Origin of the sequence: Streptomyces koelreuteriae (assembly GCF_018604545.1) — a bacterium.
Lineage (GTDB): Bacteria > Actinomycetota > Actinomycetes > Streptomycetales > Streptomycetaceae > Streptomyces > Streptomyces koelreuteriae.
Map to the genome: position 1 here is coordinate 7,886,428 of NZ_CP075896.1, position 14,164 is coordinate 7,900,591.

Consider the following 14,164-nt stretch of genomic DNA (forward strand, 5'->3'; position numbering starts at 1 on the left):
CGCCGTCGTGCCTGGTCGCACGGCCGCAACAGCGAGGGGGTGGACGCCGTTCCGGCACGCCCCGCCCGCATCCAGGACGTCGCGGCCGCCGCCGGCGTCTCGGTGTCCACGGTGTCGAACGTGCTCAACCGGCCCGAGCGGGTCACCGCGCAGACCGCCGAGCGCGTCCGTGTCGCCGTCGCCGAACTCGACTACGTCCCCCACCCGGGAGCGGCGGGCCTGCGCACCGGACACTCCTCCGCCATCGGGCTCGTGCTGCCCGACGTGACCAACTCCTTCTACGCGCGCATCGCACGCGGCGCGGCCGACGCGGCCTACGATCACGGCTACTCCCTCGTCCTCTGCCACAGCGGCGACGCCCCGGAGCGGGAGCAGGGCTACTTCAGCATGCTCGTCGAACAGCGCGCCGTGGGCGTGGTCGTCGTGCCGCTCAGCGCCGACCCGGGACGGCTGGCCCGGCTGCGCGAGCGGGGCATCCCGCTGGTCCTGGCCGACCGCGCGATGCCCGACCGGGAGGGCTGCTCGGCCTCGGTGGACGACATCGCCGGCGGCCGTATCGCCGTGGAGCATCTCCTCGACAGCGGGGCGCGCGACATCCTCGTCGTCAACGGCGAACGCGGCATACGCCAGTGCGCCGACCGGTACCAGGGCGCCCGGCAGGCCGTCCGCAGCCGGCGCGAGGCACGGCTGGACCAGGTCGTCGCCGAGCGGATGACCGTCGCGTACGGCACACAGATCGCGCGCGAGCTGGAGCACCTGCCCGACGGGGTCTTCTGCACCAACGACTTCCTCGCGGCCGGGCTGTGCCGGGGACTGACCGAGCGGGGCGTGCGCGTTCCGCAGGACGTGCAGGTGGTCGGCTACGGCGATCTCGATGTCGCGACCTTCGGGGCGACGACCCTGACGACGGTCCGGCAGCCCGTCGAGGACCTCGGCCGGGCGGCCGTGGAGATGCTGCTCGACGAGATCGAGGCCCGCGCGGACCACCTCCACGAGACCCGCGTCTTCGCCCCCGGCCTCGTCCTGCGCGACTCCACCCGGCCGCTCCCCGGCGACTAGTCGACTAGTCGCCGGAGGGCACCCGCAGCGTCACCGGCCCCAGGAGCCCCGACGACAACTGGGAGTCGAACGCCCAGGCCGTCGGTGTGGCCTCCGCGAGATACGGCGCCAGCGTCCCCCGGACCGTCACCTCCACCCGGACGGTACGCCCGGCGGCACCGCGCAACGGGAAGCGGTACGGCGCGCAGAACGCCTCACCGGCCGCCTCGCCGTCGACCGACACCTCCACACTGCCCCGCACCCGCCCGAGGTCCAGTACCGGTTCGGGCCCCGGCGGTACCTGAAGCGCACGCGCGTACGTCACGCCGCCGCTCCAACTGCCCAGCCCCAGCTCACGCCAGTCGCCGAGCGGCAGCGGCGCCGGTACGGTCCGCACGCGCACCGGCCCGCGCCAGGCGGAGCCGCCTCGCAGCACCGCCGTCGGCTCGGTGACCACCTCGACCGGCGTGGGCGCCGACAGTGGCTGGCGGAGTGTCAGTCGAGGTTCGTCCAGGGGCGATTCCGGTCCGTCCCCGATCCGCACGCTCGCGGGAAGCGCCAGCGGCAGATCGAGCGACACCGTGCCCGCCGGGACGGTGAACCGGAAGCGCTGCGGGGTCGCGTGGACGTCGTCCGTGGACCGCGACGGCCACACGGTGCCGGCGAGGACCGGCCGGCCGGTGAGCCACCCGGTGTCCGGCAGCGGGTGCGGCCGCACCGCGGCGTGGCAGTGCCGCAGCTCGCCCCGCCTGCGGTCGTCCTCGACGGTCCGCCCCCGCCACCCGCCCGTGTCGGCCTCCCAGCCGGCGCCGCTGACAAGGGCTGTCACCCCGTCCCCGGACCGCACCACCAGGTCGACGAAGACCGCGTCCCGGGCGTCGGCACTGTCGGACACGACCTCCAGGGTGTGCTCGCCCGCCCCGAGCGCCGGTTCGTGGCGGAAGAACTGCGGTACGGCGCCCCAGTCCGCCGCGTAGTACTCCACCTGTTCTTGCCGAGCCACCACCGCCCCGTCGAGCAGCACGGTGACCGCCGAGGCGGCACCCACCACGAGCACCGCCCGTGCCCCCTCGCCCGGGCCCCGCAGCCGCGCGCGGTACGTCACCCCGCCGTCCGGTCGCACCCCGTCCGGCGGGCGCATGAACCGCGGACGCGGCCCGAGCCCGCCCGGCGCGGACAGACAGAAGAAGCTGCCCAGCGGGGTGCAGTCCTCGGCCGAGATCGCCGTGGGACGGCTCTCGGCGCCTGACAGCTCGTACTCGAGCACGTTGCGGGCGCGGGCCACCGTGATCCGGGTGGACGCCACATACCCTTCGGCGTCCGGGTCCAGCCGCTCGCCGTTCCACCACACCCGCTTGCCGGCCTCTGCGCCGACATGCAGTTCGGCCGGCCCCCGGTGGTCCGTCTCCACGATCGCCCGGACCCGGGCGGCCGTCGCGCCGACCGGTACGGGCACACGGACGAACTCCTCGTTCACCAGCCCCTTGATGCCCAGCAGCCCGCCCGGGTCCGGGATGCCCCGGCTCGACGAGTACACGGCGACGTCCCAGCCCGCGTCCGGCGGTACGAGGGGCAGCTCGCCCGCCAGGACGCGTTCGGCGCGGTCGGCGTCCAGCGGCTCGGGCACCTCGCCGAGGGGCACCGGGGGCAGGACCCGGACCCGGTTGCCGTACGTGGCCCGGGTCCGTTCCCACACCGTGCCCTCGGTCCACTCCATGGTCCAGATCTGCGGCTCGTCCACGGACGTACCCGGGGGCAGTGCCAGATCGCCCCAGGTGTTGTCCAGGGTGGGGACCAGGCGGCCGTGCCAGCCGGCCGAGAGGTCGAGCACCCGGTCGGGCGCGGCATGTTCCGGCGCCTTCGGTGTCAGGCGGCCTTCACGCCAGACGACCAGGGCCGCGGGGGCGCCGTCCAGCGGCACCTCGATGGTCGAGACGGCGCCGTCGGCGGAGTGGGAGACGGTGACCCGCGCGGGGCAGCGTGAGCCGGTCGCCGGGTTCCAGACCTCGGCCTCGGCGACCTCGGCCCGCACGGTGACCGACGACATGCCGACGGCAAGGCCTGCCGGTGCGGCATCGGGACGCAGCGGATGCGCGCCGATCTCCGGAAAGGCCGCCGTGACCAGCGCCACCGCCTCGTTCCCCTGCCGCCTGACGAGCAGCGGCACCTCACCGGTGGCGTACCCGGCCGCATCGGCCACCGCCGCCGCACCGGCCTTCGGGTCGGGCACCCGTTCCAGCCGTGGATGGGCCAGCAGGGCCGCCACCACCGCGTCGTCTCCGGACCGGCCCGCTGCGGTCCCGGGCGGCCGTCCCACGACCACGACCCGCCCTCCCGCGTCGAGCAGTTCGGCCAGCCGCCGCGCCGTCTCCTCCTCCAGCACGCTCGCCGAGGGCAGCAGCACCGCGCGGTACGCCAGGTCCCTGATGCGCAGGGCGCCGTCGGTGGCCTTGGCGCGCTGCACCGAGTCGTCGTCCACGACGTCGAAGGAGATCCCGTGCCGGTCCAGGCTGCCGATGTGCGGGGCGAGCCAGTTGTTGGTGCCGCACAGGTCCAGGTAGTGGCGCTGAGTCTCGTCGGCGTCGGCATGACCGTCGCCCAGCCGGCCGTCACCGAAGTGCTGGACCTGCGCGTCCAGCGGGATCAGCGCCTGCATGGTCGCGGTCGGGTGCAGGACCGCCACGTCGGCCGCGTAGCCGCCCCAGGACATGATCGAGCAGATCCGGGCCACGGCCCGGGAGAACGCCGGGTACTGCTTCCAGTAGGGCTGGCGCCAGTCGGTGGACGGCGGCGCCCACTCGAACCAGCCGCCCGCCGTGCCGAAGTAACTGGCGTGCGGGTTGTACAGGTTGGCGCCGCTGCGCAGGAACGGCAGCAGCCAGTGGTAGGTGTCCTCCAGCGTGCCGCCCCAGCCGGAGGAGTGGAAGGCCTCGATCCACACCCGCTCATGGCCGTAGAGGTGGGCCATGGAGGAGTGCACCTTGGCGTCACCGTGATGGTCGCTGCCGGCGGCGCTGTACCAGCGGTGGGTCCGGAAGTAGTCGGTGTAGATCTGCGTCGACTGCGCCGGGTAGCCCGCGCGGGCGGGGTGGCTCTGGTCGCTGCCGAGCAGCAGGCCGCGCTCGCGGTGCCAGTCGGAGAGCGGCCGGAACAGGGCCTCTTCGGTGAGTTCCGCGCGGACCGCGTAGTAGTCGGCGCGGATCTCTCCGTCCGGCACGGTGGCGTTCGTCCCGAACAGCGCCGGCAGGTGGTCGAGCAGGTCGTAGCCGCGCCGGGTGCGGAACTCGTCGGCGAAGCGGTGGCTCCACGCGTTCGTGCCCGGCAGTTCGTCCTGGAAGCTGCCCGCGATGACGGTGCCCAGGTAGTCGGGCACACGACGGTCGTACTCGTGGTGGACGGTGTCCATCAACAGGCCCACGGCGTGCGGGTCGAGGTAGTCGAACGCCGTGGGGACGGTGGTGACGAGCCGTACCTCGGTTCCGTCGGCGGCGGCGATACCTGTAGTGCCGCCCGGGCCGTCCGTGGCCAGATCGAGGCGGCGGCCCTGCCGTGTGTAGGCGGCCAGCGGGGTCTCGGCATCGCCGACGGCGACCGTGCCCTGGGTGACCGTGAGGTCGTGGCAGCGCAGGGAGAGGCCGGCCGCCTCGGGGTGACGCTGTGTCACACCGCCCTGCACATTGGCGCCGGAGAACCCGATCTGGTCGTAGAACCACAGGCGCGTGCCCAGTTCGGCGGCGATCTCGCAGGCGTCGGTGAAGCGCGCCCACCACTCCTCGCCGAACCACGCCGGATCGTCGGCCCGGGCAGCGAACGTCGGACCGGCCGGGGCCAGGTTGATCACGACGAGGTTGTGGACACCGCCCTGCGCGAACGCCCGTAGCTGCCATGCCAGGCGCTCCCGGGTGACCTTCGTGCCGGACCACCACCACAGGGGAGTGGGGCCGAAGTCGCGGGGCGGGTCGTCGAACAGGCGCCGGAGCGCGGGGGAGATCACGGACGCGGTCCTTCCCCTGAAACGTTTTTAGGCCACTTTCACCGTAGGGGACCTGGCACGGTGACGCCATACCGCGCACCGTGGCGGCGCGGCCGACGTCCTGTCACGCATTCGCGCGCGACATCTTGTTGCAACGTTTTTCTCGCCCTATATTCGCTGCGACCAGGCCCTCGGAACCGCGATGTCACCAGACGACGGAGTCGCATCATGGCCGGTACCCGCCCCATCCCGAAACAGCTCTGGAAGGCCGCCGCCCTGTCGGGCATGGCCTCCTATCTCGATGCCGGGCTGATCGTCAGCATCTCCGTCAACCTGGCCATCTACCGCGACAGTTACGACATGGGCGTGTGGATGGCCGGTGCGATCAGCGCGATCGTCACCGGCTGCATCGCCGTCGGGTCCCTGGTCGGCGGACGGCTCGCCGACCTCTTCGGGCGCCGCCGCGTCTACAACTGGGACATCTTCTGCTTCGCCCTCGGCGCGATCGTCATCACGCTGGCGCCGGACGACATCACGCTGCTGATCGGAGTTCTGGTCGCGGGGCTCGCGGCCGGCGCCGATCTGCCGACGTCCCTGGCCGTGGTCTCGGACGCCGCGCCCTCCTGGGCCCGGGGCAGGCTCGTCGCCTTCACCCAGGTCATGTGGATGCTGGGCATCGCCGTCGCCATCTTCCTCGGCTTCGTCCTGTCCACCACCGGCATGACCGGGGCCCGGCTCATCACAGGGCAACTGGCCGTCGCCGCCCTCGTCACCTGGGCCTTCCGCTCCCGTCTGAAGCTGTCCGACGAGCCGTCGGAGACCGAAGCGGAGGCCGCCCCGCGGGGTGTCTCCCTGAAGAACGTCTGGACGCGCGCCGCTCTGCTCCCGATGGCCGCGACCTTCGTCTTCTATGTCACCTGGGGCCTCGGGGCCAACACCTTCGGCCAGTTCGGCACCTATCTGCTCGTCACCGTCAGCGACGCCTCACAGAGCCTGGCCACCGGGATCAACCTGGCCTTCATCCCGATCGGAGTGCTGCTGACCATCGCCTTCGTCCGGGTCGCCGACACCCCGTGGCGCGACCGGCTGTTCCGCGTGGCCGCTGTGGTGCAGATCCTCGCCTTCGTCATCGCGTCCCTGACCGCGGGCGCGCTCGTCGGCATGCTCGTCTTCTTCGTCCTCTACCAGTTCTCCCACCCCTTCGCCGGAGAGGCGAACTACAAGGTGTGGTCGCAGCTCACGCTGCCGGCGGACACCCGGGGCACCACCCAGGGCCTGACCTACGCCGTGTCGCGGGGGGTCTTCGCGGTCGCCGCGTTCTTCACCCCCGCCCTCGCCGACTACAGCCCGACCGTCCTGCTCTGGACGATCACCGCCTGTATGACGGTGGCGGCGTTCGCGGGCGTGTTCATCATCCGCGTCCTGGTGCCGCGTTCCTCCGGTGCGGTGCGCGACAGAGCGGACCTGCGCGTCCCCAGCACCTGAGCCGCAGCAGACCTGACAAGGAGCCCCGACCATGGCAACGACCGCCGACCGTACGGCCGTAGGGACCGCCGCCGCCCTGCACGACCTGCTTCCGCCGGTCGCCCGGCGCCGCACCCGGATCGGGCTGGTCGCCGGCGGACTGGGCACCTACTGGCCGCAGTTCCCCGGGCTCCTCCCGCAGCTCAAGGAGTCGGCCGGCTATGTCGCCGAGCGCTTCCGAGGGATGGACGCGGAGGTGACCGACGCCGGATTCGTCTCCGACGCGCAGGAGGGCGCGCGGGCCGCCGAGCTGTTGCGCCGGGCCGACTGCGATCTGATCGTGCTGTTCCTGACGACGTATCTGACCTCCTCGATGGTGCTGCCGATCGCCCGGCGTTCGCACACCCCCGTCCTGGTTATCGACCTTCAGCCGACCGAGCGGATGAACCACGCCACCTTCGACACCGGTGACTGGCTGGCCTACTGCGCCCAGTGCTCCGTCCCCGAGGTCGGCAACGTCTTCCGGCGCGCCGGCATCCCCTTCCGGTCGGTCTCGGGATGGCTGCGCCAGGAATCCGCGTGGCGGCGCATCGAGCAGTGGATCCGGGCCGCGCACATCCGCGCCGCGCTCCGGCACGCCCGGCACGGCCTCATGGGGCACGTCTACCCCGGCATGCTCGACGTCCAGACCGATCCGACGCTGCTGGCGACCACGTTCGGCTCGCATGTGGAGGTGCTGGAGTTCGACGACCTGCGGCACCGGGTGGAGCGCGTGACCGACGCGGAGTCCCGGGAGCGCATGGCGCTCGCCCGGCAGGTCTTCACCCTCGATGACAGCGTGGTGGACGAGGACTTCGCCTGGGGCGCGACCGTGTCGGTCGCACTGGACCGCCTCGTCGAGGACTTCGGGCTCGACACCCTCGCCTACTACCACCGCGGCCTCGACGGCGAACTGCACGAGCGGCTCGGCGCCGGCATGATCCTGGGCGCCTCCCTGCTCACCGCCCGGGGCGTCCCCGCGGCCGGCGAGTACGAGCTGCGCACCAGCGTCGCCCAGCTCGCCTCCCAGCGCATCGGCGCCGGTGGCTCCTTCACCGAGATCCAGGCCCTCGACTTCGAGGACGGTGTCGTGGAGATGGGCCACGACGGGCCCGCCCACCTCGCCGTCAGCGCCCGCGACCCGCTGCTGCGCGGACTCGGCGTCTACCACGGCAAACGCGGCTGGGGCGTGAGCGTCGAGTTCGACGTCCGGCACGGTCCCGTCACCCTGCTCGGCCTCGGCCAGGACGCCGATGGCAGCCTGTCCTTCATCACCTCCGAGGGCGCCGTCGTCCCCGGACCGCTGCTGGAGATCGGCAACACCACCAGCCGCGTCGACTTCGGCCGTGACCCGGGCGAATGGGTGGACGCGTGGAGCGCCACGGGCGTCGGCCACCACTGGTCCCTCGCCCTCGGCCACCACGCGGCCGACTTCCGGGCGGCGGCGAGCCTGCTGGGCATCGAGCACCGGGGCGTATGACGGGCGGATGGGTGTCGTCCCCGCCCGGAGATGGGTGCGGGCACCGATGGTGACGCCATCGTTGCGCGTGTGAGGCTGGCAGCGTCGCCGAGGCTTTCGTGCCGGTTGTCATGGCCGCGGCCTCGGTCTGCGCCGAGAGGCGGACGACGCTGCCCGTTCAGAGCCCCTTCGAAGGAGGAGCCCCTATCCATCCCCGCAAGGTGAAACGATCCGCCTACCGCGCTCCCACGAAGGCGGTGACCCGTGGGACACGCTGACAGCCTCCTCGCCATGGGCGGTGCCTTCCTGGCCGCCGCGTTCCTCGCCCGCCTCGGCGGCAGGATCGGACTCCCGACGATCCCGCTGTTCATGCTCGCGGGCATCCTGCTCGGCCCGCACACCCCGGGCCTGGTCATCGTCGAGGACGCACACGACTTCGAGATGCTCTCCGCGCTCGGACTGGTGCTGCTGCTGTTCTACCTGGGCCTTGAGTTCCACCTCGACGACCTCAAGAGCGGCGGCCGGCGTCTGCTGACCGCGGGCGGGATCTATCTGCTGCTCAACGTCGGCGCGGGTCTGGCCTTCGGGTTCGCCCTGGGCTGGGGCGTCCGGGAGGCGCTGGTGCTCGCCGGTGTCCTCGGCATCTCCTCGTCCGCCATCGTCACCAAGATCCTCATCGACCTGGGCCGCATCGGCCGCCCGGAGACCCGTCTCATCCTGGGCGTCATCGTCGTCGAGGACATCTTCCTCGCGCTGTACCTCGCCGCGCTCCAGCCGGTCATCAGCGGCGCCCAGGGCGTCGGAGACATGGTCCTCCAGGGCGGCAAGGCCTTCGGCTTCCTGCTGGTCCTGGCCGCCGCGGCCCGCTACGGCACGAAGCTCGCCGGGCGCCTGATCGCGACCCGTGACAGCGAACTGCTCGTCATCACCTTCCTCGGCGCGGCCGTTCTCGTGGCGGGGGTCGCCGAGGTCCTCGGAGTCGCCGACGCCATCGGCGCGTTCATGGTCGGCCTGATCCTGGCCGGCACCTCCTCCGGCCCGCGCATCCGGGAACTGGTGCATCCGCTGCGCGACGCCTTCGCGGCGATCTTCTTCTTCGCCTTCGGCCTCTCCATCGACCCCGGCGACATCCTGTCCGTCGTCGGCCCGGTCGCCGCGGCGGCCGCGCTGACCGTCGTCATGAACATCGTCGCCGGGCTCCTCGTCGCCCGCGTGTACGGCTACGGCGCCGAGCCCGCCGCCGAGATCGCCACCACCCTCGTCGCCCGCGGGGAGTTCGCGCTGATCCTGGCCGCCATGGCCGCCAGCGCCGGACTCGACAACCGCCTCGCCCCGTTCATCGCCGGATACGTCCTCGTCCTCGCGGTCCTCGGCCCCATCGCCGCCGGCCGCTCCTCCGTGCTGGCCCGTGCGCTCCGGTCCGCCCAGGACCTGATGCCGGGCCGCGGGGGACCGTCGTACGACGACGCCGGCTCAGGCGCGGCGGACGGCACCAGGACCCGACCCGAGGCCGACAGCGCGCTGTCCGAGCCTCGGCCTGCCGAGACGGCCGAGCGCTAGGCGGGGTCCGCACGGTCCCGCCTGCCCCATGACGCCTGGCACGCGCTGCCGCCCGACCGGTCGAACGAAGGGACTGCCCGGCCCCGGCTTGGCTACAGCCGGCCCAGGCGCTCTACGGCTCGATCAGCCCCACACGGATGGCATAGCGCGTCAGCTCCAGACGGTCCTTCAGGCCGAGCTTCTGGAGCAGGTTGGCGCGGTGGCGCTCCACCGTCTTCGGGCTGATGACCAGCAGCTCGGCGATCTGCTGCGAGGTGTGGCCCTCGGCGACGAGCTTGAGGATCTCCTCCTCACGGTCCGTGATGGCCCGGGAGGGCGGTGCGCCGCCCTCCCGGACGCGGTCGAGGTAGTCGCGGACGAGCGCGTCGACGGCCCCCGGATACAGGAAGGGCTCGCCCCGCATGGTGGCCCGGCACGCCTCGACCAGATCGCGGTCCGCCACGGACTTGAGCACATAGCCCGAGGCACCGGCACCGAGCGCCTCGAAGAAGAATTGCTCGTTGTCGTACATGGTCAGGATGAGGATCCGCGTCTCAGGGCAGCTCCGGGACAGCTCCCGGGCGGCCTGCAGCCCCGTCAGGCGGGGCATGGCGATGTCGAGTACGGCGAGATCGGGCTGGTGCTCGCGGGCCCGGGCGACGGCCTCGGCACCGTCGTCCGCCTCGGCGACCACGGTGAGATCGGGCTCGGCGTCCAGGATCAGCCGGACACCCCGCCGCACCAGGGCGTGGTCGTCGGCGAGCAGGATGCGCGTGGGGGAGTCGGTCATGATCGGCCGTTCCGGTCGGGGTCGCGTACGGGCACGGGGACGGTCAGGCGCACCTCGGTGCCCTTGTCCGGGCCGGGGCCCAGGCTGAGGTCGGCGCCGACGAGCAGGGCACGTTCCCGCATGCCGCGGATCCCGGCCCCCTCCGGCGCGTCGCCGGTGCCCCGTCCGTCGTCACGGACGCACAGCAGCACGCCCGTGGCGGTCCGCCGCAGCGCGATCTCGGCGCGCCGGGCCTCCGCGTGCCGGGCCACATTGGTGAGCCCCTCCTGCGCCACCCGGTAGAGGACGAGTTCCGCCTCCGGGCCCAGCGGCGGCAGATCCGCGTCCAGACGGTGCCGTACGGACAGACAGGGCCCGCCGAAGTCGGTGGCGAGGGACTTCAGCGCACTCGCCAGACCGAGTTCGTCCAGCACACCGGGGCGCAGCCGGCGGGCGATACGACGGATCTCGTCCAGACCGGCCCGGGTGGTCTCCTGCACCTGGCGCAGCTCCTCCAGCAGATCGGGCGGGGCATGACCGGCCACCCGCTTCAGTTCGAGCAGCACGGCCGTGAGGGTCTGACCGACCTCGTCGTGCAGCTCCTGTGCGATACGGCGCCGCTCGGCCTCCTGGGCGGACAGGACCCGGGCGCTGCTCGTGGCCCGCTCGTCCTCCAGCCGGTCGAGCATGGTGTTGAAGGTCGTGATCAGCTCGGCGACCTCCGCCTGGCCGCCGACCGCCGGACGCCGTCCCGGCCGCAGCAGGTCGGTCGTCGTCATGGCACGCGTCAGGCGCTGGAGCGGGGCGAGTCCGACCCGCAGCAGCAGGGCGTTGGCGACGAGCATCGCGGCCAGTCCCACCGTCAGCACCGCGGCCTCGGTGAGCAGCACCGGCGTGGAGACGGTCACGGGCCCCAGCAGCAGCGCGGTCGCCGTGATCAGCACGAGGGCGTTCAGCAGGAAGATCCGCCAGAACAAGGGCACCGCGTACCGCCTCCACCGACCTGTCAGCCTCCGTCATCCCTCCAGCGTGTGCGCTGCCCGGCCCCGCCGCCATCCGTGACACCACCCATCCTCGAGGCGAACACCGGCCTTCCGACACGGCGTTCGTACAGGGCGGCCACCGGGAAGGATGAGGGTGGGGCCCGATGGCGGAGGCCGCTGGAGGGGGGAGAAGCTGAAGCCCTGGTGAGACCGGCCGCGCGGCGCGTCGGCGGGCCGTCTCCCTCCGCACCGTCACGTGGCCCGACACCCCCAGGATTCGCCATGGCCTCGGCCGTGCCCTGCCTCGAAGCGCTGTCGGGTTCCGGGAAGGAGAAGCCGTGCCCCAGTCCGGAGACGAACGTCTCGTCGACCTCGAAGCGCGACTCGAGCGGGAAGACCCCAGATTCGCCCGGGCCCTGCGATCCGGCCGACCGGCCCCGCCCCGGGAGTACCGGCGTACCGGAGCCTGGTGGGCGCTGGCACTCGGTGTGGCCGTCCTGGGCTGTGGCATCGCCCTGGCCCAGGGGCTGCTCATCGCGGCCGGGCTGGTCGTGGTCGGCATGTCGGCCCAGCTGGTCGACCCGGACCCGAGCCGCCTGGGACGTCAGGGCCCGAGAAGGCGGTGACGCCACGCTGAGGGGCATGGCCGCCGCGCCCACGGGTGGGACGGCGGCCGCGCGGGCTACGCCCCGGTCCACTTCCGCAGCAGCGCCTCCCGCTCCTCGCGCGAGGGAGTGCCCTCGGCCGCGTGCTCACGGCCCCACGCGAGGAGATCGCCGATCTCGGCACCGCCGTCGGCGAGCCGCCGGAGGAGGGTGGTGGACAGGTCGTACTCGGAGGGCAGATAGATCCCGCCGGTGACGGCCGCGAGCACATCGACCAGGACACTCTCCTCGGCCGTCGCCACCTCCACCTCGAAGGCGGGCGGCAGCTGGCCGTCCCCCGTGACCATGACGGACGCGGCGTCGAAGGCCATGGACGCCAGCCTGCGCACCCCGGAGCGTACGGCCACGTGGCGCGTCTCGATCCGGACCACCTCGTCCCAGGTCCAGAACCTGCCCCGACCGGCCCCGGGCGCCTCGACACCGTCCTCGGACAGCCGTACACCGGAGGCCGCTCCCGTGGGCTCGGCCCCCACGTACACCGCGTCCTCGCCGATCCAGAACAGGCCGACCATGGCCATGAGCGCCTCCCGTGACGGTCCGGGGAGAGCGTTCCTCGCCCCGTTTCGCCGGAGGAGACGGGCCTGAGGGGCGAGAGGTTGCGATCTTCGCGGTGACCGCCCCGATGCCGCCGGAAGAGTGCGGCCGTAACCCATGTGATCGTCCTGGATGGTGGGGCCGCCCGGCATGACTGACGGTGGTTCACGTCGAGGCCGGGTCTCCTGAGCTGGCGAGGCGTCAGCTGCCCGGCCCGCGACGGAAGGACTACCGATGCGCTCTGCCCGCATTCTTCTCGCGACGGCAACCGCCACGGCGGCCCTCGTGATCGCCGCACCCACCGCCTGTGCCGAGGCCATGGGCGACCGCGACCACGACACCACTTCCTACAGCAAGGAGCACCACAAGGACGGCAAGCACCACGAGCCGCGCGGCGGGGTACACACGGGTGGCGGAGCGCTGGCCGCCGTGAACGCCGACGACGACTGGGACAACCCCAAGCACGACCCGGACACCTACAAGGACGGCGAGCGCGGCGAGGACCCCTGGGGCGACAAGCACGACGACCCCTACGGCGACAAGCGCGACAAGGACTGGGACAAGCGCGACGAGCACGGCAAGGACTGGGGCGACAAGCACGACGAGAACGGCAAGCACGACGAGCACGGCAGGCACGACGAGCACGGCAAGCACGACAAGCCGCGCGGCGGCGTCCACACCGGTGGCGGCGCGCTCGCCTCGCCGGGTGTCACCGCGGGCGGCCTCGCCGTGCTGGCGGTGGCCGGCACCGGGCTGTACGCGCTGCGACGCCAGCGGGCCTCGCGGGGCACGGCATGACCGATGCCTGACCACATAGCCGCCGTGGCCGCCGCACGTGCCCCTCACGTCGCGGCGGCCCGGCTCGTCGTCCACGCGTGTCGTGCCCGCTGCCCCGCCCGATGCGCTGCCGTGCCCGAATGAGGTGGTCCCCGATGGCAGCCAGCACTCCCACCCCTGCCGATTCAGGCTCCGAGCCGCAGAAGTCGAGGCGGCGATTCCGCACCGCCGTGACGGCCTTCTGGGCCGTGGCCGCCCTGGTCCTGACCCTGTGCCTGGTCGGCGGCGGCGACGAGTCGTCCGACACCTCTGGCCCGCCGCACGCCCCACCGGCCGTCTCGGCGGCCGCCCCGTCCACGTCCGCCGGACCCCACCGGGCCGGCTCGTCCAAGGCCCGACCACATCTGCCCCGGTCCAGGCCGGTCCGCCTCCTCATCCCCAAGATCGCGGTCGACGCGCCCTTCACCGCCCTCGCCATCGACCGTTCGGGTCAGCTCGCGCCCCCGCCGCCCGACGAGACCAACCTCGTCGGCTGGTACGCCAAGGGCCACTCACCCGGGGAGACCGGCACCGCGATCATCGCCGGCCACGTGGACACCGCGACGTCCCTGGCCGTGTTCGCCCGGCTCAGCGAACTGCGCAAGGGGGACCGGTTCCATGTGACGCGAGCCGACGGCCGCCGGGCCACCTTCGTGGTCGACGGAGCACAGTCCTTCGAGAAGGACGAGTTCCCCGACGAGCGCGTCTACGGCGACACACCTGATGCCCAGGTCCGGCTCATCACCTGCTCCGGCACCTACGACCGCAAGGCCCGCGACTACACCGAGAACCTGGTGGTGTTCGCCCACCTCGTCTGACTTCCGGGACCACGGCCTGACTTGGTGTTTTACAGTTGCTGCCACGATTTCAGGCGACTGTGGGACC

Annotated in this window: 11 protein-coding genes; 7 read left to right on the forward strand and 4 right to left on the reverse strand. The window is 72.6% G+C overall.

Going from position 1 to position 14,164, the window contains the following annotated elements; translation table 11 throughout:
* The first annotated feature begins 39 nt into the window (after positions 1-39).
* On the forward strand, positions 40-1,059 hold the full coding sequence (locus KJK29_RS35515) for a LacI family DNA-binding transcriptional regulator (RefSeq protein ID WP_215123286.1): 1,020 nt from the start codon (positions 40-42) through the stop codon (positions 1,057-1,059).
* Between the two features lie 4 nt (positions 1,060-1,063).
* Here the strand turns inward: KJK29_RS35515 and KJK29_RS35520 are convergent, their stop codons facing one another.
* On the reverse strand, positions 1,064-5,032 hold the full coding sequence (locus KJK29_RS35520; RefSeq protein ID WP_215123287.1) for a glycosyl hydrolase: 3,969 nt from the start codon (positions 5,030-5,032) through the stop codon (positions 1,064-1,066).
* Positions 5,033-5,239: 207 nt separating this feature from the next.
* Between KJK29_RS35520 and KJK29_RS35525 the strand changes: the two genes are divergently transcribed.
* The 3 genes from KJK29_RS35525 (at position 5,240) to KJK29_RS35535 (ending at position 9,533) form a co-directional block, all read left to right on the forward strand.
* Positions 5,240-6,496: an MFS transporter gene (locus KJK29_RS35525; RefSeq protein ID WP_215123288.1), complete on the forward strand. Its 1,257-nt coding sequence runs from the start codon at positions 5,240-5,242 to the stop codon at positions 6,494-6,496.
* Positions 6,497-6,527: 31 nt separating this feature from the next.
* Complete coding sequence (locus KJK29_RS35530) at positions 6,528-7,994, forward strand: L-fucose/L-arabinose isomerase family protein (protein WP_215123289.1); 1,467 nt, start codon at positions 6,528-6,530, stop codon at positions 7,992-7,994.
* Between the two features lie 243 nt (positions 7,995-8,237).
* Entirely contained in the window at positions 8,238-9,533 is a 1,296-nt protein-coding gene (locus KJK29_RS35535) for a cation:proton antiporter (RefSeq protein WP_215123290.1), read from the forward strand.
* 112 nt (positions 9,534-9,645) lie between these two features.
* Here KJK29_RS35535 and KJK29_RS35540 read toward each other — a convergent pair whose 3' ends face one another.
* Positions 9,646-10,302 carry a response regulator gene (locus KJK29_RS35540; RefSeq protein WP_215123291.1) on the reverse strand — a complete coding sequence of 219 codons (657 nt, stop codon included), beginning with the start codon at positions 10,300-10,302 and terminating at the stop codon, positions 9,646-9,648.
* Positions 10,299-11,264, reverse strand: coding sequence for a HAMP domain-containing sensor histidine kinase (locus KJK29_RS35545; RefSeq protein WP_215123292.1), 966 nt, complete (start codon positions 11,262-11,264; stop codon positions 10,299-10,301). Before KJK29_RS35545 ends, KJK29_RS35540 begins: the two co-directional genes overlap by 4 nt.
* Positions 11,265-11,602: 338 nt before the next feature.
* Between KJK29_RS35545 and KJK29_RS35550 the strand changes: the two genes are divergently transcribed.
* Positions 11,603-11,890 (forward strand): DUF3040 domain-containing protein, encoded by a 288-nt coding sequence (locus KJK29_RS35550; protein WP_215123293.1) that lies wholly within the window; start codon positions 11,603-11,605, stop codon positions 11,888-11,890.
* Positions 11,891-11,946: 56 nt separating this feature from the next.
* Here KJK29_RS35550 and KJK29_RS35555 read toward each other — a convergent pair whose 3' ends face one another.
* Positions 11,947-12,447 carry a hypothetical protein gene (locus KJK29_RS35555; protein ID WP_215123294.1) on the reverse strand — a complete coding sequence of 167 codons (501 nt, stop codon included), beginning with the start codon at positions 12,445-12,447 and terminating at the stop codon, positions 11,947-11,949.
* Between the two features lie 250 nt (positions 12,448-12,697).
* Here KJK29_RS35555 and KJK29_RS35560 point away from each other — a divergent pair, with 250 nt between their 5' ends.
* Positions 12,698-13,261, forward strand: coding sequence for a hypothetical protein (locus KJK29_RS35560; RefSeq protein WP_215123295.1), 564 nt, complete (start codon positions 12,698-12,700; stop codon positions 13,259-13,261).
* A gap of 134 nt (positions 13,262-13,395) precedes the next feature.
* Positions 13,396-14,097 carry a class F sortase gene (locus KJK29_RS35565; protein WP_215123296.1) on the forward strand — a complete coding sequence of 234 codons (702 nt, stop codon included), beginning with the start codon at positions 13,396-13,398 and terminating at the stop codon, positions 14,095-14,097.
* Positions 14,098-14,164: the final 67 nt, after the last annotated feature.

Coding starts and splice junctions, on each gene's coding strand:
- KJK29_RS35540 (WP_215123291.1), bottom strand. CDS start 10,302: ATGACCGACTCCCCCACGCGCATCCTGCTCGCCGACGACCACGCCCTG.
- KJK29_RS35555 (WP_215123294.1), bottom strand. CDS start 12,447: ATGGCCATGGTCGGCCTGTTCTGGATCGGCGAGGACGCGGTGTACGTG.
- KJK29_RS35525 (WP_215123288.1), top strand. CDS start 5,240: ATGGCCGGTACCCGCCCCATCCCGAAACAGCTCTGGAAGGCCGCCGCC.
- KJK29_RS35560 (WP_215123295.1), top strand. CDS start 12,698: ATGCGCTCTGCCCGCATTCTTCTCGCGACGGCAACCGCCACGGCGGCC.
- KJK29_RS35530 (WP_215123289.1), top strand. CDS start 6,528: ATGGCAACGACCGCCGACCGTACGGCCGTAGGGACCGCCGCCGCCCTG.
- KJK29_RS35565 (WP_215123296.1), top strand. CDS start 13,396: ATGGCAGCCAGCACTCCCACCCCTGCCGATTCAGGCTCCGAGCCGCAG.